Source organism: Cupriavidus campinensis (assembly GCF_905397395.1).
Lineage (GTDB): Bacteria > Pseudomonadota > Gammaproteobacteria > Burkholderiales > Burkholderiaceae > Cupriavidus > Cupriavidus campinensis.
Genome location: NZ_CAJPVH010000017.1, coordinates 35,026 through 59,504, shown reverse-complemented (window position 1 = coordinate 59,504; position 24,479 = coordinate 35,026). Strand labels below are relative to the sequence as shown.

General features: G+C 67.7%; 26 protein-coding genes. 11 read left to right on the top strand and 15 right to left on the bottom strand.

Features of this window, described 5'->3' with window-relative positions:
• Nucleotides 1–17: 17 nt before the first annotated feature.
• Entirely contained in the window at nt 18–971 is a 954-nt protein-coding gene (ubiU, locus tag KHO18_RS12450) for a ubiquinone anaerobic biosynthesis protein UbiU (protein WP_144196881.1), read from the bottom strand.
• 383 nt (nt 972–1,354) lie between these two features.
• Here ubiU and KHO18_RS12445 point away from each other — a divergent pair, with 383 nt between their 5' ends.
• From KHO18_RS12445 to KHO18_RS12435, 3 genes are all read left to right on the top strand, one after another.
• Nucleotides 1,355–2,509, top strand: a complete 1,155-nt coding sequence (locus KHO18_RS12445) for an NAD(P)H-dependent flavin oxidoreductase (RefSeq protein WP_144196880.1) — start codon at nt 1,355–1,357, stop codon at nt 2,507–2,509.
• 136 nt (nt 2,510–2,645) lie between these two features.
• Nucleotides 2,646–4,664 carry a type IV pili methyl-accepting chemotaxis transducer N-terminal domain-containing protein gene (locus tag KHO18_RS12440; RefSeq protein WP_211943289.1) on the top strand — a complete coding sequence of 673 codons (2,019 nt, stop codon included), beginning with the start codon at nt 2,646–2,648 and terminating at the stop codon, nt 4,662–4,664.
• Nucleotides 4,661–5,320, top strand: a complete 660-nt coding sequence (locus KHO18_RS12435; protein ID WP_211943288.1) for a response regulator — start codon at nt 4,661–4,663, stop codon at nt 5,318–5,320. The genes KHO18_RS12440 and KHO18_RS12435 overlap by 4 nt, the downstream gene beginning before the upstream one ends.
• A 21-nt stretch (nt 5,321–5,341) precedes the next feature.
• Here the strand turns inward: KHO18_RS12435 and KHO18_RS12430 are convergent, their stop codons facing one another.
• Nucleotides 5,342–6,151, bottom strand: a complete 810-nt coding sequence (locus tag KHO18_RS12430; protein ID WP_144196877.1) for an IclR family transcriptional regulator — start codon at nt 6,149–6,151, stop codon at nt 5,342–5,344.
• A gap of 162 nt (nt 6,152–6,313) precedes the next feature.
• Between KHO18_RS12430 and KHO18_RS12425 the strand changes: the two genes are divergently transcribed.
• The 4 genes from KHO18_RS12425 (at nt 6,314) to KHO18_RS12410 (ending at nt 9,560) form a co-directional block, all read left to right on the top strand.
• The gene (locus tag KHO18_RS12425; RefSeq protein WP_211943287.1) at nt 6,314–7,762 is read left to right on the top strand and encodes an NAD-dependent succinate-semialdehyde dehydrogenase; all 1,449 of its coding nucleotides are present in this window, start codon (nt 6,314–6,316) and stop codon (nt 7,760–7,762) included.
• A gap of 108 nt (nt 7,763–7,870) precedes the next feature.
• Nucleotides 7,871–9,028, top strand: coding sequence for an iron-containing alcohol dehydrogenase (locus KHO18_RS12420; RefSeq protein ID WP_211943286.1), 1,158 nt, complete (start codon nt 7,871–7,873; stop codon nt 9,026–9,028).
• 172 nt (nt 9,029–9,200) lie between these two features.
• Nucleotides 9,201–9,359, top strand: coding sequence for a DUF3309 family protein (locus tag KHO18_RS12415; RefSeq protein ID WP_082016542.1), 159 nt, complete (start codon nt 9,201–9,203; stop codon nt 9,357–9,359).
• A 12-nt stretch (nt 9,360–9,371) separates the two neighbouring features.
• A complete protein-coding gene (locus KHO18_RS12410; RefSeq protein WP_092301347.1) occupies nt 9,372–9,560 on the top strand; it encodes a DUF3008 family protein in 189 nt (62 codons plus the stop codon).
• An 87-nt stretch (nt 9,561–9,647) separates the two neighbouring features.
• Here the strand turns inward: KHO18_RS12410 and KHO18_RS12405 are convergent, their stop codons facing one another.
• The 3 genes from KHO18_RS12405 to KHO18_RS12395 are packed head-to-tail and all read right to left on the bottom strand — an operon-like array spanning nt 9,648 to nt 11,674.
• Entirely contained in the window at nt 9,648–10,268 is a 621-nt protein-coding gene (locus KHO18_RS12405) for a ParB-like protein (RefSeq protein WP_144196874.1), read from the bottom strand.
• A gap of 14 nt (nt 10,269–10,282) precedes the next feature.
• On the bottom strand, nt 10,283–10,765 hold the full coding sequence (locus KHO18_RS12400; protein ID WP_144196873.1) for a hypothetical protein: 483 nt from the start codon (nt 10,763–10,765) through the stop codon (nt 10,283–10,285).
• Between the two features lie 51 nt (nt 10,766–10,816).
• Nucleotides 10,817–11,674 carry an SDR family oxidoreductase gene (locus KHO18_RS12395; protein ID WP_211943285.1) on the bottom strand — a complete coding sequence of 286 codons (858 nt, stop codon included), beginning with the start codon at nt 11,672–11,674 and terminating at the stop codon, nt 10,817–10,819.
• A gap of 262 nt (nt 11,675–11,936) precedes the next feature.
• Between KHO18_RS12395 and KHO18_RS12390 the strand changes: the two genes are divergently transcribed.
• Both KHO18_RS12390 and KHO18_RS12385 read left to right on the top strand, forming a co-directional pair.
• A complete protein-coding gene (locus KHO18_RS12390; protein ID WP_244844746.1) occupies nt 11,937–12,542 on the top strand; it encodes a BON domain-containing protein in 606 nt (201 codons plus the stop codon).
• An 8-nt stretch (nt 12,543–12,550) separates the two neighbouring features.
• Nucleotides 12,551–13,216, top strand: a complete 666-nt coding sequence (locus KHO18_RS12385) for a ParB-like protein (protein ID WP_144196870.1) — start codon at nt 12,551–12,553, stop codon at nt 13,214–13,216.
• A 12-nt stretch (nt 13,217–13,228) separates the two neighbouring features.
• On the opposite strand, the gene KHO18_RS12380 is transcribed toward KHO18_RS12385, so the two are convergent.
• From KHO18_RS12380 to KHO18_RS12360, 5 genes are all read right to left on the bottom strand, one after another.
• Entirely contained in the window at nt 13,229–13,822 is a 594-nt protein-coding gene (locus KHO18_RS12380; RefSeq protein ID WP_144196869.1) for a hypothetical protein, read from the bottom strand.
• Nucleotides 13,823–13,909: 87 nt separating this feature from the next.
• Entirely contained in the window at nt 13,910–14,998 is a 1,089-nt protein-coding gene (locus KHO18_RS12375; protein WP_211943283.1) for a DNA topoisomerase IB, read from the bottom strand.
• Nucleotides 14,999–15,146: 148 nt separating this feature from the next.
• On the bottom strand, nt 15,147–16,112 hold the full coding sequence (locus KHO18_RS12370; RefSeq protein WP_144196867.1) for an alpha/beta hydrolase family protein: 966 nt from the start codon (nt 16,110–16,112) through the stop codon (nt 15,147–15,149).
• Nucleotides 16,099–17,286, bottom strand: a complete 1,188-nt coding sequence (locus tag KHO18_RS12365; protein ID WP_244844744.1) for a DUF3182 family protein — start codon at nt 17,284–17,286, stop codon at nt 16,099–16,101. Before KHO18_RS12365 ends, KHO18_RS12370 begins: the two co-directional genes overlap by 14 nt.
• 55 nt (nt 17,287–17,341) lie before the next feature.
• Nucleotides 17,342–17,842 carry a low affinity iron permease family protein gene (locus KHO18_RS12360; RefSeq protein ID WP_144196866.1) on the bottom strand — a complete coding sequence of 167 codons (501 nt, stop codon included), beginning with the start codon at nt 17,840–17,842 and terminating at the stop codon, nt 17,342–17,344.
• A 217-nt stretch (nt 17,843–18,059) separates the two neighbouring features.
• On the opposite strand from KHO18_RS12360, the gene KHO18_RS12355 reads away from it, so the two are divergent.
• Nucleotides 18,060–18,410 carry a BON domain-containing protein gene (locus KHO18_RS12355; RefSeq protein WP_144196865.1) on the top strand — a complete coding sequence of 117 codons (351 nt, stop codon included), beginning with the start codon at nt 18,060–18,062 and terminating at the stop codon, nt 18,408–18,410.
• An 82-nt stretch (nt 18,411–18,492) separates the two neighbouring features.
• Here KHO18_RS12355 and KHO18_RS12350 read toward each other — a convergent pair whose 3' ends face one another.
• From KHO18_RS12350 to KHO18_RS12330, 5 genes are all read right to left on the bottom strand, one after another.
• The gene (locus tag KHO18_RS12350) at nt 18,493–18,936 is read right to left on the bottom strand and encodes a PRC-barrel domain-containing protein (protein WP_377731621.1); all 444 of its coding nucleotides are present in this window, start codon (nt 18,934–18,936) and stop codon (nt 18,493–18,495) included.
• A 107-nt stretch (nt 18,937–19,043) separates the two neighbouring features.
• On the bottom strand, nt 19,044–19,667 hold the full coding sequence (locus KHO18_RS12345; protein ID WP_211943282.1) for a hypothetical protein: 624 nt from the start codon (nt 19,665–19,667) through the stop codon (nt 19,044–19,046).
• A gap of 102 nt (nt 19,668–19,769) precedes the next feature.
• A complete protein-coding gene (locus tag KHO18_RS12340) occupies nt 19,770–20,189 on the bottom strand; it encodes a hypothetical protein (protein WP_244844742.1) in 420 nt (139 codons plus the stop codon).
• A gap of 231 nt (nt 20,190–20,420) precedes the next feature.
• Nucleotides 20,421–21,227 (bottom strand): sensor histidine kinase, encoded by an 807-nt coding sequence (locus KHO18_RS12335; protein ID WP_244844740.1) that lies wholly within the window; start codon nt 21,225–21,227, stop codon nt 20,421–20,423.
• Between the two features lie 133 nt (nt 21,228–21,360).
• Nucleotides 21,361–22,764, bottom strand: coding sequence for a sigma-54-dependent transcriptional regulator (locus KHO18_RS12330; RefSeq protein ID WP_144196862.1), 1,404 nt, complete (start codon nt 22,762–22,764; stop codon nt 21,361–21,363).
• Between the two features lie 415 nt (nt 22,765–23,179).
• Here KHO18_RS12330 and KHO18_RS12325 point away from each other — a divergent pair, with 415 nt between their 5' ends.
• Nucleotides 23,180–24,199 carry a sigma-54 interaction domain-containing protein gene (locus tag KHO18_RS12325; protein ID WP_144196861.1) on the top strand — a complete coding sequence of 340 codons (1,020 nt, stop codon included), beginning with the start codon at nt 23,180–23,182 and terminating at the stop codon, nt 24,197–24,199.
• Nucleotides 24,200–24,479 lie beyond the last annotated feature (280 nt).

Genomic DNA, 24,479 nt, shown 5'->3' with positions numbered 1-24,479 from the left:
GTGGGTTGCGGACGGTTTCAGCGCCACGGACGGTCGTAGGCGCCCTGGGTCACCTGGTCGCCCTCGGCGTGGCGCCCCAGCGTGGCCTGCCATTCCTGGCGCGGCACGAAGCGCCGGGGGTCGCGCCAGGCATCGTCGATAGCGGCGCGCAGCACGCCTACCACATCGGCCACATAGCGCGGGCTGCGCTGGCGCCCTTCGATCTTGATGGCGGCGATGCCGATGTCGATCAGTGCCGGCAGCAGCGACAGCGCGTTGAGGCTGGTGGGCTCCTCCAGCACGTAGCCGTGCTCGCCCTCCACGGTGAAACGGCCCTTGCACAGCGTGGGATAGCCGGCCGGCTCGCCGGGCGCGTAGCTGTCGATCAGGATGCCGGAGAGCCGCGCGTGCATCGTGCCGTCCGTCTCATCCCAGCGCACGGCGTGGGCCGGCGAGCAGACGCCACGGTTATTGGGCGAATCGGCGGTTGCGTACGAGGACAGCAGGCAGCGGCCCTCGGCCATCACGCACAGGCTGCCAAAGCCGAAGACCTCAAGTTCCACATCGGTCTGCCTGGCCAGCTTGGCGATCTGCGCCAGCGTCAGCACGCGCGGCAGCACTACGCGCCGGATGCCGAAGCGCTCGCGCATCAGCGCGATGGCATCGGCATGCGTGGCCGAGCCCTGCACGGACAAGTGCAGGCGCAGGTCCGGATGCTTCTCCGCTGCGTAGGCCATCAGGCCGGGGTCGGCCATGATCACTGCGTCGGCACCCAGCACGGCGGCGGCGTCCACGGCGCGGTGCCAGCGGTCCACCTGCCCCATCTGCGCAAAGGTGTTGATGGCGAAGAGCACTTCCGCGCCGCGCGCGCGGGCCTCCGCCACGCCCGTGCGGATGTCGTCCTCCGAAAAATTCAGGCCGCCGAAGTTGCGCGCGTTGGTGGCGTCGCGCAACCCCAGGTAGATGGCATCCGCGCCGTGCTGCAGGGCCATGCGCAGGGCCGCCAGTGAACCGGCCGGGGCCACCAGTTGCGGCCGGCGCGGCTGGCGGGGCTGGCGGGATGGCGAGTCGGATGGGGACGTTGGTACATGATGCGCATCATGCACATCGGGTGCAGCGGGCGGGGAAGCATCCATGGCGAGAAATGCGCGTTGCGGCGCATGGGGTGGGGATCGACCAAGGATGCTAGTCATGCCCATAGGGGGAACCTTTGACCCCGAGCAAACCCCGGCGGGGTTACATTCTTCTGGTTCCATCGAACTAGGCCCTCGGAACAGGCCGCCGATCCCCCTCAAATTGATCTGGCGCAAACTGCCACCCCGATGCGCGTGAGACGCTGGGCCGTTTTTTGCCCCTCCTGACTCCGGATTTCCTCATGACACATCGATGGCTCAACCTGGCCGGCCGCAAGCTGCTTCCTATCGTGCAGGGCGGCATGGGCGTGGGCATATCCGCGCACCGGCTCGCCGGCACCGTGGCCCGCCACAACGCCATGGGCACCATCGCCAGCATCGACCTGCGCCACCATCACCCCGACCTGATGGCCGGCACCGCCAGACGCGACAAGGCCGCGATCGAACACGCCAACCTCATCGCGCTTGACCGCGAGGTGCGCGCGGCGAAGACGTTGGCGGGCGGGCAAGGGATGATCGCCGTCAACGTGATGAAGGCCGTCGGCGCCCACGCGGCGCTGGTCCGGCAGGCGTGCGACAGTGGCGCGGATGCCATCGTCATGGGCGCCGGCCTGCCGCTCGACCTCCCCGAACTGACCGCCAATCACCCGAAGGTGGCCCTGATCCCGATCCTGTCCGACGCCCGTGGCGTCAGCCTGGTCCTGCGCAAGTGGATGAAGAAGGGGCGGCTGCCCGATGCCATCGTGATCGAACATCCCGCGCATGCCGGCGGGCACCTCGGCGCCTCGCGCATGGAGGACATCGGCGACGCGCGGTTCTCGTTCGCGCGCGTGCTGGACGAATGCCGCGCGCTGTTCGCCAGCCTGGGGCTGGCCTGGGAATCCGTACCGCTGATCCTGGCTGGCGGGTTGGGCCACCACGGCAAGCTGCATCACTGGCTGGCGCAGGGCGCGGCCGGCGTGCAGGTGGGCACCGCCTTCGCCGTGACCGAGGAATGCGATGCGCATCTGGCTTTCAAACAGGTGCTGGCTTCCGCGCCGCAGGAACAGATCGGCGAATTCACGAGCGTGGCGGGACTGCCGGCGCGCGCGGTGCTGACGCCGTGGCTCAAGCGCTATCTCTCCCGGGAGTCGGCGCTCCAGGCGCGCGCCAAGGTGCGCGAATGCCTGGAGGGCTTCGACTGCCTGCAATCGTGCGGCCTGCGTGACGGCGTGGCGCGCATCGGCCAGTTCTGCATCGACCGCAAGCTCTCGCAGGCGCTCAAGGGCGACGTGGAGCGCGGCCTGTTCTTCCGCGGCAAGGGCACGCTGCCGTTTGGCGACGCCATCCGGCCCGTGGCGGACCTGATTCACTACCTGATGTCGGGCGAAAAGCCGGCGGGGGTCGTGCCAGCCTGATCGGGGTGTTGCCGGAAAGCGAATCCCGCGCGAGTTCCCAATCCATCCCTCGGCAATTTGATCCAGCGCAGGAAACGGCACAATCGCCGGCACCAGAATGGCAGGTGTCCTGACGCCCTGCCCTCGCCCCCACAACATGCCAGCCCCCTTTCCTGACGCCGCGTTCGATACGCACGCGGACCCCCAAGCCACCTCGGCGGTCGGGCTGCCGGGGCTGCGCCACCGCCTCTCCACGCGCATCATCTCGCTGTCCCTGATCTCGCTGCTGGTTGTCCTGACGATGATCGGCGGCACCCTGTGGCTCTCCTGGAACCTCGAAGGCGCCGGCGCGGCGATCAACGATGCCGGCAGCGTACGGATGCATGCCAACGCGGTGGCCATCGAACTGACCCGGGCCCGCGCTCATCAACCCCACGCCCTCGCGCCACGGATCGCCCAGTTGGACGAGACGCTGGCGCAACTGCGCCGGGGCGACGCCAAGCGGCCGCTGTTCCTGCCCGCCGTGCCAGTCATCCACGACCAGCTGGACCGCGTGGCCCGGGCGTGGGACGAGCGGATGAAGCCGCTGGCCGAGCAGGACATAAACGCGCCCGATGGCACGCCGCTCGCTTATGTGGCCGCACTGTCCGATTTTGTCGCGCAGGCGAACCAGCTGGTGCGCATGATCGAGGCCGACAACGCACGCAAGACGGACCTGCTGCGCATGTCCCAGGCCGCGCTGGCCGCCATCGCCTGCATGGGCACCGTCGCAGTCATCTACCTGCTCTATCTCTGGATCATCCTGCCCGTGCTGACGCTGCAGGACGGGCTGCGCCGCATGGCGGCCCGCGAATTCTCGCTGCGCCTGCCGGTCACCAGCCGTGACGAATTCGGCACGCTGAGCACCGGTTTCAATCGGATGGCAGCCGAGCTCCAGGAACTCTACCGGGGACTTGAAGCCCGCGTGGCCCAGAAGACCGCCGAACTGGCCCGGCGCAACCGCGACCTCGAGACGCTCTACGACATCGCCGCCTACCTGAACCAGCCGAACGAGGCCGAGGCGCTGTGCCGAGGCTTCCTGACCCGGATCATGCGGCGCCTGGACGCCGATGGCGGCAGCGTGCGCATGCTCGACGCGGTGCCGGAGAACCTCCACATGGTGGTTTCCGAAGGGCTGCCCGCCGCGCTGATCGAGCAGGAGCAGCGCATGGCGGCCGATGCCTGCCACTGCGGCGCCGCCACGCGGCAGCGCGTGGTCACCTGGCCGGCCCCGCCCCATGCGCAACCGTCGCCGCCGATGGCGTGCGGCTTCGGCGGCTTCGCGGCGTTCCGCATCGACACGCCGCGCGGGGTGATCGGCATGTTCTCCCTCCACTTCCGCTCGCCACGGGTGCTTAACGCGTCAGACCGGCAACTGCTCGAAACGCTGGCCCAGCATCTGGGCGTGGCGCTAGAACACCAGCGCCTGTCCGCCACCGCGCGCCAGCTGGCCGTGGTGGAGGAGCGCAATCTCGTGGCGCAGGGCCTGCACGACAGCATCGCCCAGGGCCTGAACTACCTGAACCTGCAAGCCCAGCTGCTCGAGGAAGCCGTCTCACGCGGGGCGCTGGCCGATGTGGCGGCGATCGTGCCGATGCTCCGTTGCGGGGTGGACGAGAGCTACCAGGATGTGCGCGAGTTGCTGCTGAACTTCCGCACCCGGCTCACACAGGGCGAGTTGCGGCAGGCAGCGGAAGACACCGTGGCGCGCTTCCGGCGCCAGTGCGCCACCGAGGCGCGGCTGGAGGTGGAAGGCTACGACAACGCCCGGCCGCTGCCGCCCGATGCCCAGCTGCAGGTGCTGTTCGTCCTGCAGGAGGCGCTCTCCAACGTGCGCAAGCACGCGCAGGCCGGCCACGTGCTGGTGCGGCTGCGAGGCGGGCGCGATCTTGAACTGGTGGTGCAGGACGATGGCGAGGGCTTCGACGCCGCCGGGCTCGCCACACGCTGCGAGATGCAGGTGGGCCTGCACATCATGCGCGAGCGCGCCGCGCGGCTCAACGCACAGTTGTCGATTGAGTCCGCACCCGGGCGCGGCACCCGCGTGGCCCTGCGCGTGCCCGGCGCCCATGTGTCCGGCGAGGCCAGCGAGGCCAGCGAGGCCAATGAAATCAACGAAATGAGTCTCCAGTCATGACCATCCGCATCCTGCTGATCGACGATCACACGCTGTTCCGTTCGGGCATTCGCGCGCTGTTGCAGCGCCAGCCCGATTTTGCCGTCGTGGACGAGGCAGCCGATGGCGTGGAGGGGCTCAAGCGAGCCAAGCAGCATCGCCCCGACGTGATCCTGCTGGACCTGAACATGCCCGGGCTGTCCGGGCTCGAGACACTGGCCCTGCTGGCGCAGGACCTGCCGGACACGGCGGTGCTGATCCTCACCGTGTCCGAGGAGGCCGAAGAGCTGGCCAGCGCGCTGCGCGGCGGTGCCCGGGGCTATCTGCTGAAGAATATCGAGGCGGACTTCCTGGCTTCGGCCATCCGCCGCGCTGCGTCCGGCGAGCCGGTGATTTCGGATGGCATGACGGCCAAGCTCGTGGCGCAGTTCCGCGCGCCGGCGCAGCCGTCCGCCCCAACGGCGCCGAGCGCCGAGGACGGCGCGCGGCTGACCGTGCGGGAGCGCGAGATCGTGCGCGGGCTGACCCGGGGCGAGAGCAACAAGCAGATTGCGCGCGATCTCGGCGTGGCCGAGAGCACGGTCAAGATCCATGTGCAGAACATCCTCAAGAAGCTGAATCTGGCCAGCCGCGTGCAGGTGGCCGTGTTCGCGGTCGAACATGGCCTGACCGCGTGACGGCTTCCCCGATCGGGGACGTTACCGCCGGGCGCCGAGCCGGGCCGACAGTTGGTCCGCCAGCGCCCGCACCTGCTGGCCGATCCGCTCGCCGGTGGCCGCATCGATCTCGTTGGTCAGATAGCTGACCGCGATGGCCCCCGCCGCGCAGGGGGCGGCCGCATCGAACACCGGGGCGCCGAAGCACGTCATGCCGTCGCGCATCTGGCCGTTATCGGTCGAATATCCCACCTCCCGCACCTGGGCCAGTTCGGCCTGCAAATCATCCACGTCCGCCACGCTGGCCCGCGTGAGCGGCGGCGGCATGCCCGGCGCGAACAGGTCGCGCACCTCGGCCGGCAGCAGCGTGCTCAGCATCGCCTTGCCCGTGGCCGTGTAGGGCGCCGGCAGGCGCATGCCGATACGGAACGTGACGCCGAGCGGGCGGTCGCCGTTCTGGCAGGCCAGGTAGACCACCTCCGCACCATCGAGCATCGACAAGGTGACCGTGGCGTCGTGAAACGCATCGGTCTGCTCCCAGAGCGCGCGGAACTCGCTCGTCATCTGCGTCTGCGACAGGAAGGCGTTGGCCCAGGCCATCACGTGCGGGCCGACCGCCATCGCCCCATTCGGCAGGCGCTTGAGCAGTTGCAGCTGCACGAGGGTGTCGCACATGCCGTGGAGGGAGCTCTTGGGCGCGCCGGTCAGCCGGGTCAGGTCGGCCAGCGTCAGCGGTTCCGGGGCGGCGGCCACGGCATCCATGACATGTACCGCGCGCACCACCGCCGGCGACGTGGACTTCAGCGACGGCGCGGCATCATCGGCGGGAACGTTGTAGGCGGACTTGGGCATCGGGCAATACGGAAGAGTTGGGCGGATTGTACCGGCTGCGCGGAACGCTTCCGGGCGGTTGGCAGTCTGCCGTGCATGGGCGTATCATACGCTCACGTTCGACATACCGAATATCGTTCCCTCTATTGAACGATATGAATCAACCCGCTCAGGAAAGCCGCCATGCAACTCAAGGATCCCTCGCTACTGAAACAGCTGGCCTATGTGGATGGCCAATGGATTGGCGCCGACTCCGGCGCCACCTTCGACGTCACGGACCCGGCCACCGGGGAAGTGATCGCCAAGGTGGCCGACCTGGGCGCGGCCGAGACCGGGCGCGCCATCGCCGCTGCCGAGGTTGCGCAACGCGCCTGGGCCGCCAAGACCGGCAAGGAACGCGCCAACCTGCTGCGCCGCTGGTTCGACCTGATGATCGCCAACACGGACGACCTGGCCTACCTGATGACGCGCGAGCAGGGCAAGCCGCTGGCCGAGGCGCGCGGCGAGATCGCGTACGCGGCCAGCTTTATCGAATGGTTTGCCGAGGAAGCCAAGCGCGTGGACGGCGAAGTGCTGGCCACGCCGGCCGCCGACAAGCGCCTGGTCACGCTGCGCCAGCCCGTGGGCGTCTGCGCCGCCATCACGCCGTGGAATTTCCCGGCAGCGATGATCACCCGCAAGGCAGGCCCTGCCTTGGCAGCCGGGTGCGCCATCGTCATCAAACCGGCCGAGCTGACCCCGCTGTCCGCCTTCGCACTGGCTGAACTGGCGCACCGGGCCGGCATTCCCGCCGGCGTGCTCCAGGTGGTGACCGGCGATGCCAAGACCATCGGCGCCGTGCTGACGGGCAGCCCCATCGTGCGCAAGCTGTCGTTCACGGGGTCGACCGAGGTCGGTCGCATCCTGATGGCGCAATCGGCGCCAACCGTGAAGCGCCTCTCGCTGGAGTTGGGCGGCAACGCGCCGTTCATCGTCTTTGACGATGCCGACGTGGACGCCGCCGTGGAAGGCGCCCTCGCCGCCAAGTACCGCAACGGCGGGCAGACCTGTGTCTGCGCCAACCGCTTCTACGTGCAGGACGGCATCTATGAAGCCTTCGCCACGAAGCTGGCCGAGCGCACCGGCCAACTGCGCGTGGGCAACGGGCTGGAAGACGGCGTGACGATTGGCCCGCTGATCGAGGACGCCGCGCTGGACAAGGTTGCATCGCTTGTGGACGACGCCCGCGCCAAGGGCGGCCGCGTGCTGACCGGCGGCGCCGCGCACAAGCTGGGCGGCACGTTCTACACCCCCACCGTCATCGCCGACGCCACCGCCGACATGCGCATGGCCCGCGAGGAGATTTTCGGGCCGGTGGCGCCGCTGTTCCGCTTCAAGACCGACGCCGAGGCCGTGACCGCCGCCAACGCCACCGAGTACGGACTGGCCGCCTATTTGTATACGCGCGATATCGCGCGGGCCTGGCGCACGGCCGAGGCGCTCGAGTACGGCATGGTCGGCCTGAACACCGGCCTGATCTCGAACGAGGTGGCGCCGTTCGGCGGCATCAAGCAGTCTGGCGTGGGCCGCGAGGGCTCGCGCCACGGCATCGACGAATATCTCGAGATCAAGTACCTCTGCCTGCAGATGTGATGCAGGCGGGCGGGCCGGTGCATACTGTGCCGGCCCGCCAGCATGGCACCGATTGCTGACCAAGGGCGACCCCGATCGCCCGGCCTGCCCCGATACTCCGGAGACAACATGAACCCGTTCCACTTCCAGACCGTGCCGACGGTCATCGTCGAATTCGGCGCCGCGCGCCGGCTGGGCGCCCTGCTGCGCGAGTCGTTCCCGCAGGCCAAGCGCCTGTGCGTGGTGACCGACGGCTTCCTGGCCAAGAGCGGCCTGCTCGCGCCGGCGCTGGAAGACCTCGCCAGGCATGACTGGCAGGTGACCGTGATCGACGATGTCATTGCCGATCCGCCCGAGCACATCGTGCTGGACGCCACCGAGCGCGCGCGCCAGGCCGATGCCGAGGTGGTGCTGGGGCTGGGCGGCGGGTCGTCGATGGATGTGGCCAAGCTGATCGCCGTCCTCCTGCCCGCCACGCAGGCGCTCAAGGACATGTACGGCGTGAAGAAGGTCACCGGCGCCCGGCTGCCGCTGGTGCAGATGCCGACCACGGCCGGCACCGGTTCCGAAGTGACGGCGGTGTCGATCGTCACGACCGGCGAAACCACCAAGATGGGCGTGGTGGCGCCGCAGCTGTTCGCCGACCTCGCCATCCTCGACGCCGAACTGACACTCGGCCTGCCCCGCGCGGCCACCGCCGCCACCGGCATCGACGCCATGGTGCATGCCATCGAGGCCTACACCAGCGCCCACCTCAAGAATCCAGTCTCGGACATGCTGGCCATCCGCGCGCTGGACCTGCTCTCGCGCAACCTGATGCTGGCCTGCGACAACGGCAACGATCGCAATGCCCGGGAGGCGATGCTGCTCGGCGCGATGTTCGCCGGCCAGGCCTTCGCCAACTCGCCGGTGGCCGCCGTGCACGCGCTGGCCTACCCGATCGGCGGCATTTTCCATGTGCCGCACGGCCTCTCGAACGCCCTCGTGCTGCCGCACGTGATGAAGTTCAATGCCGACGCCGCCAGCAAGCGCTACGCGGAACTGACCGACGTGGTGCTGCCCGGCACGACCGGCAGCTGCGAAACCAAGACCGCCGCGCTGATCGCCCATATCGAAGGACTGGTGCTGGCCACCGGCATCCCGCGCACGCTGCGCGAAGTCGGCGTGAAGGAAGGCGACCTGAACCGTCTGGCCAGCGACGCCATGCTCCAGACCCGCCTGCTGGTCAATAATCCGCGCGAAGTGAGCGAGGCGGACGCGCTGGGGATCTATCGCGCGGCGTTTTGAGCAATGGCAAACTACCCTAGTTAACCCAAAGTCGTCCAATTCCTACACCGATATCAGCCCTAGCCCGCCTTGGTTGTGCCGCCCGCTGTTCTACCCTGAGGTTACAAGGCAACGCTGAGGCAAGGCTTGGGCTGCGCCTCCGGAACAACAATAGGGAAACAAGGAGCACGCCATGGGTATCGGCACCATTCTTCTCATTATTCTGATTCTGCTGCTCGTCGGCGCGCTTCCGGCGTGGCCGTATAGCACGGGCTGGGGTTATTGGCCCAGCGGCGGGCTGGGTCTTATCGTTCTCATCGTGGTCCTGCTGGTGGTATTGGGCCGAATATAAGGAGTGATTGGCATGCCAGCGAAATCGAAGGCACAGCAAATGGCCGCCGGTGCGGCACTCTCCGCCAAGCGTGGGGACACCAAGGCTGGCGCGCTGAAAGGCGCGTCCAAGTCGATGTACAAGTCCATGAGCGAAAAGGAACTGGACAAGATGGCCAGCACCAAGCAAAAGGGCAAGCCGACGCACAAGGCCAAGAGCTGATCGCTGCCGCATCTCGCAGCCGCATCTCGCGGAACTTCGTGCCCCTGCCGGATCCTATCCGCAGGGGCACGAGGCATTTCAGGGGGGTTACTTCTTGCGCGGCACGCAGGGGCCAATCCATCCCGGGAGCCTGCGTGCCTTGCTGCTGCGCGCCAGCGGAATGGCGAGCGTCATCGCGCGGGCGAAGCCGGCGATGCTATGCATGTCTTCCTCCACATGGCGCCGGAAGAAGCCCGCCCAGCTGAAATCGCCGTAGGCATTGCCCGGTTTCTGGTAGGCGCCGGCGTTGCGCGTGAAGGCGGCCAGGCTGCGGTACGGGTCGTCGCGCATCCCCATCACCGTGGCGGGCAGCGCATCGACGTCCAGATGCTTGCCGTGCTCATCCACCGGATGCACATGCCCGAGCGCACGCATCTTCTTCCAGAAGGCGCTGGGCGACAGGTCGCTCAGATCGAGGTCGATGCGGACCGGCGCGGTGCGCCAGCCGAGTTCCAGCCACGCGCGCGCCCAATGGTGATGATCGGCGATATACAGCGCCCCGCCCGGCCCGGCGATGGTCCGGATGCGGTGGTCGCGCAAGAACTTGCGCATCGCGGCCGGCTCACGCGGCTGGGCGCTGACGTCCATCTTCTCATGGACCTGGTAAAAGCCCAGCGTCAATTGCGTGGGGCGCAGGGTGTCGAGATCCGCCGTTTCGGTCTTGGCCATGGATGGCACCCCAGCTAGCTGTGGCTCGATACCTGCCGGTCCACGTAATGCTCCAGCTCGCTGCCGGGGTCTTCGTTACCCGTGCTGTCCACGGCGACCGCCTCCTCGGCCACCGGCCCGGCATGGGCGGGCCGGGCGTCGCCGTTGGACTGGCTGGAATGCCGCGATGCCGCCGGCGCGGGCCAGCACTCACCCTCCGGCGTGTCCACCAGCTTGGGCTGCCGCTTCGGGTCGAAGTCGGCCCACTGCCCGCCTTCCCACGTGCCGCTGGCCCGCTCGATGTCGCAGGCGCCGCCTTCACGCAGCACGTCCGCCACTTCCTCGCGGCGGTCGCCCTTGGCGCGGGCGGCCAGCAGCACGCCCGGCGGGCGCGCACCGCCCGGGTTGACGGACATGATCGACACATCCCAGACCGAGAACCCGCGCGCGTACAGCTTCTGGGCGATCTCCTCGGCTTCGGGGATGGAGGCAAACCGGCCGGCTACGATGGATGACATGATGTGCTCCCTTGCGATGTGTCGCGATTGATCGAATCGATACGGGCGTGGTCAACCGTTGACCACTTCGCCGCCATTGATGTGCAGGATCTGGCCGGTGATGTAGCTCGCGGCGTCCGACGCCAGGAACACATAGCCGGCCGCCACCTCGAAAGGCTGGCCGGGCCGCCCCATCGGCGTCTTCTTGCCGAACGCGGCCACTTCCTCCTCGGTGAATGTGGACGGAATCAGCGGCGTCCAGATCGGCCCCGGGGCCACGCCGTTGACGCGGATGCCACGCTTGACGATCTGGAGCGCCAGCGAGCGCGTGAACGACACGATGGCCCCCTTCGTCGCCGAATAGTCGAGCAGATGCCCGCTGCCGCGGTAGGCGGTCACTGACGTCGTGTTCAGGATCGACGCACCCTTCTGCAGGTGCGGCAGCGCGGCGCGCGTAACGTGGAACATCGCGAAGACGTTGGTCCGGAAGGTAGCTTCCAGCTGGCTGGTGCCGATGTCGTCCAGCGAATCCTGCGGATGCTGCTCGGCGGCGTTGTTGACCAGGATGTCGAGCCGGCCGAACTGCTTGATGGTCTGGGCCACCACGGCGTCGGCATGGCTGACCTCGGCCAGATCCCCGGCGATGACCAGCGCCCGGCGGCCAGCCTGCTCGATCAGGCTGGCGGTTTCCTTCGCGTCGCCGTGCTCGTCCAGATAGGCGATGGCCACGTCGGCGCCCTCGCGCGCGTAGGCCACGGCGATGGCGCGGCCGATGCCACTGTCGCCGCCGGTCACCAGCGCCACTTTGCCTTCCAGGCGCCCGCTGCCCACGTAGTCGTCGGCGCCGCTATCCGGGCGCGGTTCCATCTCGCTTTCCAGGCCTGGCTGATGTTCCTGGTGCTGGGGCGGTACCTGCTTGGGTGTAGCCATGGCAATACCTGTGAGAAGGGGATCGGAATTGGATATAGGCAAGGTCTGCGCAAATTCCATGCCGCGCGCCGTGGCCCGCCCGCAAGGGAAGATTAGGCGGCTGGCGCCCTCGCCGCGCGTAACGGTTACAACGTGTGGCAAGGATTGCACCCGGCGCCGCGCGCGACTCGCATCGCGCACATCGCGCGGGTACGGCCCCGACCAGCCTCCGCGCGGCATGGAACTTGCGGCTTGGCGAACACCGAACCGCAAGGAGCGCGACATGTTCAATTTCCGAGGAGACCGCGGTGCCAGCCGCACGGGCCGCGCCAAGCCCGAGCCGGCCAGCCCGACGCATGAGGACTGGGGACAGGAATGGGGCGAAGACTGGCGCGGCGATACGACCTACGGCGGCGCTGGCTACTACGGCGACAGCCGCAGCGGCGGACAGTCGTTCAACAGTGCACAACGCGTGTATCCGGGCGACCCGGGCTATCGCGAACACCCCACGCGGCCGCAAACACTCTCCGGCACCGGGGTGGGCAGCCGCCGTCCAGTGGGGCCCAAGAACTATGAACGGCCCGACGCGCGCGTGCTGGGCGATGTGTGCGACCGCCTGGCCCACCACCCCGACGTGGATGTGTCCGATGTGACCGTCGATGTCGACAAGGGCCTGGTCAAGCTCGGCGGCACCGTGGGAGACCGGCGCCAGAAATACATCGTCGAGGAAATCGCCGATGCCGTGTACGGCGTGAAGGACGTGGAGAACCAGATCCGCGTGCGCCGGCCGGGCGAGGCCGCCGATTCCGCCCAGCGTGACAGCATTGGTAGCTGGGCTGCCGGCGACGAAGCCACCCCCTCCCCCGAACGCACGCTCAACAAGAGCTGAGACCCCCCATGGCAAAACCTCTGCGCGAAGGCGCAAAGCTGATGGTGCCGATGGATCATCTGCGGCCCACGCAGATCACCATCGGCGCCTACCACGTCGCACAGAAAGTTCATGTCACGCGGCGCCTGTCGCATGCCGACCTGCCCGCGTTTCTCGACAAGCACCGCGTCCACGTGGTGCTCGGCCCGGAGCACACGCTGTACGTGGTGGATCACCATCACTGGGTTCGTGCCTGGCATGAGATGGGCATGGAGATGGTTCCGGCGCACGTGCGGGAAGACCTGAGCCATCTGTCGCAGCGCAAGTTCTGGGCATACATGGTGGATAACCACATGGTCCACCCGTACGACGAGCAGGGCCGGCGCCAGCCCATCAAGGCGCTGCCGCCGGACATCCATGCCATGCGCGACGATCCCTACCGCAGCCTGGAGGCGTTCGTGCAGCTTTCCGGCGGCTATCGCAAGGTCAAGGCGGCCTATCCGGATTTCCGCTGGGCCGACTTCTTCCGCAAGCACATCGACGGGCCGTTCGACACCCATCACGGCTTTGCCACCGCACTCGCCCGTGCAGTGCAACTGGCGCTGAGCACCAAGGCGTGCGGGCTGCCCGGCTATATCGGGCCGTGCCGCAAGCGGCCGGCTGGGTCAAAGACGGCCAGCAAGAAGAAGGCTTAGTCAGACACCCCTTCAGGCGCCGCGGTCCAGCGGCGCGTTGGGGCGCGGCGTATCGGGGCGCGGCGATTGCGCCGGCTGCGGTGCATCGCGCCGGTCGGGGGCGTCGCCCCGGCGCGCCAGGTCGCGCGCCTGCGTCAGCACGCAGCACAGCAGGTAATAGGCACGCTTGAATTCGTTGGCGGCTTCGCGCGTACAGCCATTGGCGGCCTGCCGGAAGCCCGCGTCGAGCCGGGCCTCGATGCCGCTTTCCCATTCCGCTTCCGTGAACAGATGGCGTGCACGGTTGCGCCAGAGCGCCATCGTCGACATCTGCCGACTAGCCAGCGTGGAGGGCTCCCAGCGCCCCTCGCCATTGCCGAGGTCCAGGCGCATCTCGCACAACGCCTGCATCAGCACGCGCGCCTGCCGGAGATCCCGCCCGCGTAGCGGCCGGACCGTGCCACCGCGCCCCTTGCAGGGAACCGTGGCCAGCCGTGGCATCGGCACTTCTTGATGGTTGTGGTTGTTGAGGGCTGCAACGATGGACTCCGCTTGCGGGTAGTCCTGATGCACCGTTTCCTGATGGTTGCCGTCAATACTCAGGCAACTGAAGACTGCGTTTTCCACCTTGGCCTCTTGCTAGACTCGCTACGCTGTTGTTATGCATTGGTAGGCGTAGCAATGCAATTGCCATGCCGGACAACACCGCCTCGCTCATGCTGCTTTGCGAGGCGTCGCCGCCGGCGCACAGGTGCGCTCCAGCAGCGCCAGCAGGCGCGCTTCGTCGGCACGCAGGCGCACGCCGGCACGCGGTGCCGGCAAGCCCTGCAAGGTGTCATCCATGAAAGCCGTGAGCACATCCGGGTGCACGTAGCATTTTCGACAGACGGCCATGGTGTTGCGCAGCCGCTGTGCCACTTCGCGGATGACCTCGGTCACGGCCTTCTTGCGCGCGGTCTCGCTGTCGGCCGTGGTCTTGCGCAGCAGCGCCAGCGCGTGGACGCTGCCGGCCCAGGTGCGGAAGTCCTTGGCCGTGAAATCGCCGCCGGTCACCTCCTGCAGGTAAGCGTTGACATCGACCGAGCCGATCTCGCGGATCTCGCCGTCCGGGTCCTTGTACTTGAACAGCCGCTGGCCTGGCAGCTCCGTGCAGGTGCGGACGATGCGGGCCAGCCGCGCATCGTTGACGGACACATCGTGGGTCACACCGCTCTTGCCCGTGAACTGGAAGCGCAGGCGGCTGCCGCGCACCGCCACGTGGTGCCGGTGCAGCGTGGTCAGCCCATAGGTGCGATTCTGCCGCGCGTAGCGCAGCGTGCCGACGCGCACGAGGCTGGCGTCCAGCAATGTGACCACAGCAGCGAGGATCTTCTCGCGCGGCATGCCGTTGCGCGCCAGATCACGGGCCAGCCGCCCACGCAGGCGCGGCAACGCATGCCCGAAGGCCATCAGGCGGGTGTACTTGTCGGTGTCGCGCAGCGCGGCCCAGTCCGGGTGATAGAGGTATTGCTTGCGGCCGCGCGCATCGCGGCCCGTGGCCTGGAGATGCCCGGCGGGATCGGCGCAGATCCATACCGACTCGTAGGCCGGCGGAATCGCCAGCGCCTGGATGCGCGCGAGCGTGGCCTTGTCATCGATCCGCTTGCCCTTGGCATCGACGTAGTAAAAGCCCGCGCCCGCGCGGCGCCGCGTGATCCCCGCCTCGCCGTCATCGGCATGGCGCAACCCCACGGCGCGCAGCGCCGCGTCGACCGGTTGCTCGGCAGTCTCTGCGGGCGAAGGGGTGACGGACGCGGGGCTCATGTGGCTCCGCCAACGCACAAGGCATGCCAGCCGATAGCCGCTTCAGACGCGGCCACTTACACGGCTATTGCAAAAAATTCCGGCGCGTCTGGCAGAAACCACACGGCCTGCAATCGCTACAAAGCGATCTTCGCGGGACGCCCCGGGGCTACTTGCGGGTCGATGGCGCCGACGCCGCAATCACCTGCGGATCGTTCTCGTCATCGGCATCGCCAGCCGCCACGGCGGTCTCGTTGTCGTCCTCATCGGGTGCCAGGCCGGCATCGGCCCGCGGCGGGGGTGGCTTTTGCCGCGCTACCGTGAATTCGGGGGATGGGGTCGACGTCGCCTTGACGGTGGAGGATGCACTCGGCCGGGGCGGCGCCACCGCCGGGCCGGTACGCGCTTCGGTCACCATCTCGCGCAGCCATCCCACCAGCAGCTTGCCGTAGGCGCGCTGGTGGTCTTCCGTCGAAAGACCGTGGTCGGCGCCTTTCAGTATCCGGTAAGTGATCGACCAGGCCTCGCAGCAGGCGTCCACGTAGCTGAGTACCGCCGCGTGGGGCACGATGTTGTCATGCTGGGATTCCACCACCAGCACATCGCCTTTGAAGTTGGTGCAGGCGCGCAGCGCCCGGTTGGTATCGGGGGCCACCACCTTGCGCCGGTAGGCCACCAGATCCTGGTCGTGGTGCAGCTGCCGCTTGGGCGACTCCCATCCGCTATCCATGTAGAGCGCCGGGGCGCGCAGGGCCAGCCAGCGCACCGGGCGCAGTTCGCAGAGTACGGCGGCAAGGTAGCCGCCGTAACTGCTGCCCACCACGGCGATGGCATTGCGGTCTACCTCGGGGTGCCGCACCAGCACGTCATAGGCAGCCAGCACATCGGCCAGGTTGCGCATGCGGCTGACGGTTTCGTATTGCGCGGCGGTACCGGCGTGACCGGTCAGGTCGAAAGTCATGCAGACGCAGCCCAGACCGGCCACCTCGCGCGCGCGCGCCAGGTATTGCTGCTGGCTGCCGCCCCACCCGTGCACGAACAACACGCCGGGGAGCTTGGTGGCCGGCGTGATCAGCGTGCCGGCGATGGTGCCGCCATCGGTATGGATCTGTAACGATTCCTCATGTGTGGCCATCAGAACTGGACTCCAGAATTGCATACTTCGTCAACGGGCCGACGTTGCGGTCTTCTCCCTGGTAATAGACGTCCGCGCCGGGCGGCACGGGTACGTCGGTGCCATAGATCTCGCGCGTGCTGGCGGTGGCCCTCACGCATTGGGGGTCGGCCTGGAACGCCGCCAGCGCGGCCAGTTCGGCCCCGGTGGCGCCGCCCACGCGCCAGGACTGTTCGAGCACGCCCAGCCGCTGCCGGCCGTTGTCGGTGCCCATCGCCACGTCGTAGTTGCAGCGGGAGACCATCGTGCCCGGATAGCACGCCACCGCGGCGGCGTGATAGGCCAGCGCGGCCTGCACGGCCTCGCGCAGATGCGCCTCGATCGGATGCGCGCACAGGTCTTCCAGCGAGCCCCGCACCACGCGCAACGTGGAGCCGCCATAGACCAGTTCGCCGGCGTGGTTGCGGGTGAGGCCCTGGGTGCCGCAATAGCTCGCGCGCAGGTCCCCCACTTCCACTTGCCCGACGCTGAAGGTGGTCACGTCCTCGAGGTTGCGTTCGAGCACCAGCCCTTCGCGCTCGATCTGCCGGGCGTCCAGCGCCGCCAGTGCGGCGTCGAGTTCGGCGGCGTTCGCCACCACCTGCTGGCCGAGTCCGCCGATGCCGCGCGGCTCCTTCACGCGAACCTTGCCCCCGCCCAGCATGGCCTGCCCGGCCCGCCGCGCATCCTCCACCGAGAACGCGGTGTAGCCCGGCAAGACGTACGGCTCGATGCGCGCGCCGAAGTCTTGGCTCCAGCCCTCCGGGGCCCTGGCATCGGGCGCAACCAACCCGTGGGAAATCGCCTTCGTGCCAACGAAATCGTGCGGCACCACGCCACCGAGCAGGTCGTGCAGGCTGGCGATGCCGAGCTGGTGCGCGCTGTCGATGCCGGTCAGCGTGTCGGCGGGCACGAAGTAGAGGCGGTCCGTCGCGGCGCCGTGGGTCACGGCGTCGTAGCTGCCCGCGTAGCGGAAGCCAGCCAGTGCCGCCACGCGCTCCGCGATGTTCCGCAGCGTGGTGCCCGGATGGCTAGCCGGGTCGTCGCAATCGGCGCGCCCATAGACCACTACGCGCACCTCGCGTGGCTGGGCCAGCGGCGCCGGCTCGGAGGATGTCGTCGAAACTGCTGGATTCGGAGTTGCCGGGGTGGCCAAAATGGTCTCCTCAGGGAACAGACGTGCCAGGAATGTGGAGCCAGATCCATGCCAGCTAGGTGGCGGGCTCGGCATCGGCGTGGGCGGCACCCGATTCACGTGCCGCGTGCCGCGCGCGCCGTTTCGCGGCGTGGTTTTCGTTGGCGTCGTCCAGGGAGTGGCTGCACTTCACCCCACCCTCCCGGTCCGCCAACTCGGCCAGATGGCGATAGAACAGCACCAGTTGCCGCAACTCGTCCTCGTCGAGTTCCTCGATCGAGATCAGATGGTTGCTCGCCGGCTTGCTCGACGCCAGCAACTCGTTCAGCTTCAGGTGTACCGCCATCGAGTCCTTGTTCTGACTCTGCTGGATCAGGAACACCATCAGGAAGGTGATGATCGTGGTGCCGGTGTTGATGACCAGCTGCCAGGTCTCCGAATAGCCGAAGATCGGGCCGGTCACGGCCCAGATCACTACCACCAGCAGAGCCAGCACGAAGGCCGCCGGCGAGCCCGCATGGCGCGTAGCGGCGCCGGCGAAGTGATCGAACAGATGCATGATCCGGTGCTGCTTCATGAAAGGCTCCTGCGGAAACACATGACTGCCTACATTGTAGAGAGCGGACCGTGGCCCGATCAGGCGGCGGTGTCCTACAAGGCTGTCAGCGCGTTGTGACGCGTCGTTTTTACAAGACAGCGCCGGCTTGGGCGGCGCCTCCGATGCGGCGCCGCAGGCATGCCGATTGCGTCGCACGCCCATGCAGGACTCTTGTTACCCAGTGAAAGGAAGCGCTATGCAGACCGAAACCCAGGACACCGCCCGGACCAGTCCAGACGAAGACGACGAATTGCTGCGCGAACGCGTGGGCACATGCATCGCCGAAGCGTGCGGCGGCGACATGCCCGATGGCGTGGCCGTGCACGTGGTAGACCGGCGCGTCACGCTCACGGGCCGCGTGGAGGACATCGACCTGTCGCAACGGCTTGAGAAAGCCGCCGCCACGCCACCGGGCATTCTCGGTGTGTCGAACCAGCTCAGCACGCGGGTACCGCCGCCCCCGGAGCCGGCCGGACAGCCTGCGGCCAGCGGCATGCGCGCCGATCCGTCGAGCAAACCCTCGGGGCAGGTCAACCACAAGGTCTGAAGCCGGTCTGAGCCGGTCTGAGCCCCTCCTCCGCGCAACGAAAAACCGGCGCCCTCGGGCGCCGGCTTTGTTCGATTGGGCCTCAAGCCCACGGATCGTACCGATCCTTCTCCCAGTACGGCGAAATGCCGTAGTACTCGTGGATCGTGGTGGCCCACTGCGAGTTCGCCATGGTCGGCCAGTGCTCCTTGTCGAAACCCGGCGCCGCCTTGATGCGTTCGCGCTCCACGCCCAGCACGAAGCACTTGCGCCGCGTGTCCAGCGTCAGCGCCGACCACGGCAGGGCGTGCAGTTTCTCGCCAATGCCGAGGAAGCCGCCCATCGCCAGCACCGCATAGGCGATGCGGCCGCCCAGCACGTCGAGCATGATGTGGTCGATGGTGCCGATCTCCTCGCCCGAAGGGTCCACCACCTTGTTGCCCTCGAGCGTATCGGACGCCATCACGAACGGTCCCGGGCCGGCACTGTGCTGCTCCGCCCCGCCGATGATGGCTGCGCCCTTCGCTCCGGGCCCGCTGGGCGGCATGCCGGGCGGTTCTGGCGTGTTGTCTATGCGATGCATGGCTGCTCCTCTTGTGAAGGGGTGAAAGGCATGGTGATAAAAAAACCGCGCGGTGCCTACGCCTACGCCTACTACTGCTGCCGCGCGCGAGCTGAATCTTCCCCGACCAACGGACCCGCCGGCACCGGCGGCGCCAACGGATCGAAATCTTCCCAGCGGCCATCGCGCCACTGGCCTTCGGCACGCTCGACGTCTGCCGCGCCGCCCTGCCGCAATTCGTTGGCCACCAGCGCCGTGTTATCCGGCGAGACGTGCGCGGCCAGCAGCACGCCGGCGTGCCGCATGCGAACCTCGCCGGTGCGCGGATCGCGCTTGCCGGCGCTCGTCATCGACAGCGCACCCATCAGCGACCCGCCATAGGCGCCCACGCCCGTGGCAATCGCCAGCGTCAGCACGATCACCCAGGGCTGCGGCGGCGTGGCGAACCACGCGCGCACGGCGGCGGCCAGGCAGATCCCCACGGCCGCGCCCAGCGCCGCGCCAATCATCAGGCCCCGTCCGGCACCCTTGCCGGACTGTCGGGCCGCCGGGTCCACCGCCTGGTCGCCCCCGATCGGGTACGTGGCATGCTGGCCGGCCGGGTTCACATAGAACAGACTGAGGTCCTGCTCGCTCACCCCCTTGGCCCGCAAGCGGGCGGCGGCGGTCTCTGCGTGGTCAAACGTATCGAATCGTCCTGCGATGATCGTAGACATACGGATGCTCCGTTCAAAGCGTTGATGCGGTACAGATGTGCCAGGGCGCACGAAGAATCACAAGCGGCCACCCCAAAGGCAGGGGGCCGCTTGTGATTCAGGCTACTTCTTGCCGGACTTGGCCGTGCTCTTGTCCTTGGGGGCGGATTGGGCGGATTTGACGGACTTGCCAGCCTTGCCGGACTTGCCCGCCTTGTCGCTGGCGCCCTTCCGTTCAGCGGCAGCCTTGCCGCTGGCCACCTGGTGCTCGCTACCCTTCTTCAGGGTCCAGTCCACGTCATCACGCCTGGTGGTGGTCTTTTTCTCGGCATGCAACGCCGCGCTCGGTGAAATCGGGTCGCTGGCCGGGAACGTCATGTCGAGCGAATCGTCCACGGCGGCCTGATAGGTCTTCTTTTTGGGCTTGTCCTTCTCGTGCTTGCCATCCGCCTTCTCGGCGCCGGTGATGGCAGGCGCTGCAGGATGATTGGCAGCCGTGGGGAAGGGGTTCTGCGATCCCTTGGAAGCGTGGGCTTTCTGCATGGCATCTCTCCTGTTGGGTATCGAGTTCGGGTCCCCTCATGGCGGGGCTCCACGGATAACCATGCAAACGCTGGGCCAGCGGGTGGGTCACCTGAAAGGGCTGCGGCCAGCGCGCGCCAGGCGTCATTGCCGCCGCTTTTTCAGGCGGCGGAAAGGGGGCGGATGGGTGCAGATTGTGCTGGATGCGGTAAAAAATGCCGGAATGCGGCAGAGCGGCAGAACGACTAAGGGTCAGACGGCCGGCCGGCGCGGAATGCGCACGGCGATGCAGACGCTGACGTTGTCGGCGTCGCAGTTATCGTTCTCGGCAGTCAGCTGGGCGCCCTGCAGTTCCACCATGCGCCGCGTGAGCAGCAGCGCCGTGCTCTGCCGGGGCGAGTGGGCACCGGCTTCGGCCACGCTGCGCCCGAAGAAGTCGGTCAGCACCGCCAGCCGGGAGGCCCCGCGCGAGCGGTCCAGCGGCGGGCTCTCGGAGATGCGGAATTTCACGTAGTCGGCCTCGGCCACCAGGTGCACACGCACCGATCCGCCGGCCGGCGCGCGCCAGATGCAATGGATCAGCAGATGCCGCAGCAGCGGCGCCAGGCGCAGCCCGTCGCCCTGCACGCAGAAGTCCGCCCCGCCCGGGCTCTGGCATTCCAGCGAGGCCAGGATCACGCCGCGTGCTTCGGCCGCCGCGCGCTTGTCCGCCATGGCTTCCTCCGCGGCCGCGCGCAGGTCCGTGGTTTCCCATTCCGGCTTGCGCTCGTCGGCCAGCAGGCGCACGGCCTCCTCCATTTCCTCGATCAGCGCCAGCTGCTGCTGCATGCCGGAACGGATGCCGTCGAGCGCGCGCTGCGCCGGGGCTGCCGGGGTGTCGATGGAGCGGTCCAGCACGTAGCCCCAGCTCTGGATCGCGTTCAGTGACGAGCGCAAATCATGGGACGCCTGCTCGATCAGCGCGGCCACCTCGGCGATACTGCGCACGGCCGGGAACGCGAGGTCCCCGGCGGCGCGGTCGTGCGAGGGTTGTGGAGTGGGGCTGGGTGCGTCGGCCATGGCCATCTTCAGGTCAGCTCAGTCAGAGCGTGTCAATCGAAAGGAATCCGCCAAAGCGGTCTTCATGCAAGAACCATGCACCGGCAAGCCCGGCGCTGCGGATTTCCTGTCACCACCCTGCCAGCGCCCGCCCTTACGAGGCAGCGGGCGGGCCGGAGTCGCCATTACGGGACGCGCGCAGCCATTCGGGCAGTTCGCCCTTGGCGGCATAGTCTTCCAGCCGGTTGTACAAAGTCTTCAAACTGATACCCAGAATCTCCGCCGCGTGCTTCTTCACGCCCGAGCACTGCTCCAGCGTGGCGAAGATCAGCTGGCGGTCCGCCTCGGCCAGGGACATGCCCACCGGCACCGACACAACCGCCGTGCCGGCCGAGGGCGCCGCCGCCACTTGCAGCGGAATCTGTACCTCGGTAATCACATCCTGGTCGGCCATGATGTAGGCGCGCTGCACGAAGTTGCGCAGCTCGCGCACATTGCCGGGCCAGGCGTGCATGCGCAGGCTCTCCAGCACACTCGCCGAAAAGCGCCGCTGGGTGCCCTGCTCGCCGTTCAGCTGTTCCAGCATGGTGTTGGCGATCTGCACCACGTCGTCGCCGCGCGCGCGCAGCGGCGGCAGCTCGATCGGAAACACGTTGAGCCGGTGGTACAGGTCGGCGCGCAGCTTGCCCTCGGCCACGGCTTCCTCGGGGTTGCGGTTGGTGGCGGCCAGCACGCGCACATCGGCGTGCTGCTCGCGGTTGGTGCCCACGCGCATGAAGGTGCCGGTCTCGAGCACGCGCAGCAGCTTTACCTGCAGCTCCAGCGGCATCTCGGTAATTTCGTCCAGGAACAGCGTGCCGCCGTCGGCGCGTTCGAAATAGCCCTTGTGCTGGCGATCGGCGCCGGTGAAGCTGCCGCGCTCATGGCCGAACATCTCGGTTTCGATCAGCGTGGGCGAGATCGCGCCGCAGTTCACGGCCAGGAACGGCTGGCGCCGGCGCGCGGACAGCTCGTGCACGGTCTGCGCCGCCAGTTCCTTGCCCGTGCCGCTCTCGCCAATCAGCAGCACGGTGGCCTCGGTCGGGCCAACCTTGCTCAGTTGGTCGTAGACCGCCTGCATGGCTTCGGAACTGCCCAGCAGCCGGCCAAAGCGCCCGTAGCGGCGCAACTCGCCGCGCAGCGAATGGATTTCCGCCTTCAGCTCGCCGGTAGTGGCAATGCGCTTGAGGACGGTCTGGAGCCGCGTGACGTTGATCGGCTTGACGAGGTAGTCGGTGGCGCCCAGGCGCAGCGCCTCCACGGCGCTCTCCACGCTGGCGTAGCCGGTGGTCAGGATGACTTCCACGCCGGACGAGCCCACTTCCTCGAACAGCTCCATGCCGCTGCCATCGGGCAGGCGCAGGTCGGCCAGCACCGCATCGGGCATGCGCCAGCCAATCTGGAGGCGCGCCTCGCGCAGGTTGCCGGCGGTGGCGGAGGAAAACCCCTCGATCGCGACAATTTCTGCCAGCGCCGCGCAAGCGTTTTCGTCGTCGTCTACGATCAGGATGTGTGGCATAGGCTGCGCTGGGGTCCGTTGGCGCGGGATTCCTGTCGGAAATCGGTCCGGAGTCTGATTCTCATGGGCCCGTTGGCCTTTCGATTCGGTGGATGCGGAGTGGTTGTGCGGCGCTGCCGCGATGACAAACCGCCTGGCAAAGGTCTCGCAAAGGTCTGGCTAAGGTTGGCAAAGGTCTCGCCGTGCAACGGGCGGCACAGGCCGCAAGATAGGCTGAAGTCTAGCCACAGCCTCTTGGCCGATATGCCGGTGTCCGTCTGACACAGGTGTCGGACCTTTCCGCGACGGGGCCTTGGGCGGTAGCCACCCGTAACGCGACCAGTTAGCATTAAAGCATCAATGACCAATCCGATGCCGTCGGCCCCCTTCCCCCACTTTCCTGGGATGGCGGGCGCAGGCGGCCACACTGCCACCCGTGTCAACCACCGCGACGCTTCCTTCCGCACGTTCCTCGGCGCCCCCGCCGCGCGCGCCGGGCCGCCGTGCCGCGCCCGGGCAGGTTTCCCTGCTCTGGGAGAGTACCGCGCCAGCCATGCAGCGGCTGATCACCCAGCTCAACCGGGTGGCGGCAACGGACGTGACGATGCTCGCCGTGGGCGAGAGCGGCAGCGGCAAGGAAGTGGTGGCGCGGGCCGTGCATGAACGCAGCAGCCGCGCCGGCGGCCCGTTCGTGGCGGTGAACTGCGGCGCCATCGCCCCCACGCTGATCGAATCGGAGCTGTTCGGGCACGAGAAAGGCGGCTTCACGGGCGCGCTGGAGCAGAAGGCCGGCTACTTCGAGCAGGCTCAGGGCGGTACGCTGTTCCTCGACGAAGTTACCGAAATGCCGGTGGAGATGCAGATCAAGTTGCTGCGCGTGCTGGAGAGCCGCAACTTCCACCGCGTGGGCGGCGATACCCTGCTGGTGAGCGACGTCCGCATCCTGGCTGCCACCAACCGCGACCCCATGGAAGCCGTGCGCGACGGCCAGTTGCGCGAGGACCTGCTGTACCGGCTGGCGGTCTTCCCGCTCCATATTCCACCGCTGCGTGAACGCACCGAAGACATCGTCCCGCTGGCGCGGCATTTCCTGGCCGAATTCAACGCCATGGAACAGACCGAGAAGGCATTTTCGGCCAGCACGCTGGAGCGGCTGGTGCGCTATGACTGGCCCGGCAATGTGCGCGAACTCAAGAATTCCGTTTATCGCGCCTATATTCTGGCCGATAAACTCGTGGAAATCGGCAATCCCAATCTCTCCAGCCAGCCGATGCGCCCCACTACCGTCGATGGCGTGGTCAGCGTGCGGGTGGGAACGACCCTGGCCGATACCCAGCGGGAGATTATCCTGGCCACGCTGGCGCGCTTCGACGGCGACAAGCGACAGGCCGCCAAGGCGCTTGGCATCAGCCTGAAGACGCTCTATAACCGGCTGGATGTCTATCGGGCGGGATAATGGCCCGGCACCCGCTGAAAATCGTCCCCGCCGCTTGGCGGGGATTTTTTTGCCGATTTACTTCCCGCCGGAATGCCGATTATCGCCATCATTTATCGATAGCCTTCCGCCCCATCGGATTTCGCGAAAGCCGTATTCCTTACTTTACATCCGCCGGCCACCGTGTATTTCTTACATATACGGTCCGGACGCGCGGCCGGACGCATCGGCCCCCTGCCCTTGCTGCACCGCAGTTCCCGGCCCGCGCGCCCCCCGACCCCGCCGCGTTGGCACAGCCTTC

Coding starts and splice junctions, on each gene's coding strand:
- ubiU (WP_144196881.1), bottom strand. CDS start 971: ATGGCCCTGCAGCACGGCGCGGATGCCATCTACCTGGGGTTGCGCGAC.
- KHO18_RS12445 (WP_144196880.1), top strand. CDS start 1,355: ATGACACATCGATGGCTCAACCTGGCCGGCCGCAAGCTGCTTCCTATC.
- KHO18_RS12440 (WP_211943289.1), top strand. CDS start 2,646: ATGCCAGCCCCCTTTCCTGACGCCGCGTTCGATACGCACGCGGACCCC.
- KHO18_RS12435 (WP_211943288.1), top strand. CDS start 4,661: ATGACCATCCGCATCCTGCTGATCGACGATCACACGCTGTTCCGTTCG.
- KHO18_RS12430 (WP_144196877.1), bottom strand. CDS start 6,151: ATGCCCAAGTCCGCCTACAACGTTCCCGCCGATGATGCCGCGCCGTCG.
- KHO18_RS12425 (WP_211943287.1), top strand. CDS start 6,314: ATGCAACTCAAGGATCCCTCGCTACTGAAACAGCTGGCCTATGTGGAT.
- KHO18_RS12420 (WP_211943286.1), top strand. CDS start 7,871: ATGAACCCGTTCCACTTCCAGACCGTGCCGACGGTCATCGTCGAATTC.
- KHO18_RS12415 (WP_082016542.1), top strand. CDS start 9,201: ATGGGTATCGGCACCATTCTTCTCATTATTCTGATTCTGCTGCTCGTC.
- KHO18_RS12410 (WP_092301347.1), top strand. CDS start 9,372: ATGCCAGCGAAATCGAAGGCACAGCAAATGGCCGCCGGTGCGGCACTC.
- KHO18_RS12405 (WP_144196874.1), bottom strand. CDS start 10,268: ATGGCCAAGACCGAAACGGCGGATCTCGACACCCTGCGCCCCACGCAA.
- KHO18_RS12400 (WP_144196873.1), bottom strand. CDS start 10,765: ATGTCATCCATCGTAGCCGGCCGGTTTGCCTCCATCCCCGAAGCCGAG.
- KHO18_RS12395 (WP_211943285.1), bottom strand. CDS start 11,674: ATGGCTACACCCAAGCAGGTACCGCCCCAGCACCAGGAACATCAGCCA.
- KHO18_RS12390 (WP_244844746.1), top strand. CDS start 11,937: ATGTTCAATTTCCGAGGAGACCGCGGTGCCAGCCGCACGGGCCGCGCC.
- KHO18_RS12385 (WP_144196870.1), top strand. CDS start 12,551: ATGGCAAAACCTCTGCGCGAAGGCGCAAAGCTGATGGTGCCGATGGAT.
- KHO18_RS12375 (WP_211943283.1), bottom strand. CDS start 14,998: ATGAGCCCCGCGTCCGTCACCCCTTCGCCCGCAGAGACTGCCGAGCAA.
- KHO18_RS12370 (WP_144196867.1), bottom strand. CDS start 16,112: ATGGCCACACATGAGGAATCGTTACAGATCCATACCGATGGCGGCACC.
- KHO18_RS12360 (WP_144196866.1), bottom strand. CDS start 17,842: ATGAAGCAGCACCGGATCATGCATCTGTTCGATCACTTCGCCGGCGCC.
- KHO18_RS12355 (WP_144196865.1), top strand. CDS start 18,060: ATGCAGACCGAAACCCAGGACACCGCCCGGACCAGTCCAGACGAAGAC.
- KHO18_RS12350 (WP_377731621.1), bottom strand. CDS start 18,936: ATGCCGCCCAGCGGGCCCGGAGCGAAGGGCGCAGCCATCATCGGCGGG.
- KHO18_RS12345 (WP_211943282.1), bottom strand. CDS start 19,667: ATGTCTACGATCATCGCAGGACGATTCGATACGTTTGACCACGCAGAG.
- KHO18_RS12340 (WP_244844742.1), bottom strand. CDS start 20,189: ATGCAGAAAGCCCACGCTTCCAAGGGATCGCAGAACCCCTTCCCCACG.
- KHO18_RS12335 (WP_244844740.1), bottom strand. CDS start 21,227: ATGGCCGACGCACCCAGCCCCACTCCACAACCCTCGCACGACCGCGCC.
- KHO18_RS12330 (WP_144196862.1), bottom strand. CDS start 22,764: ATGCCACACATCCTGATCGTAGACGACGACGAAAACGCTTGCGCGGCG.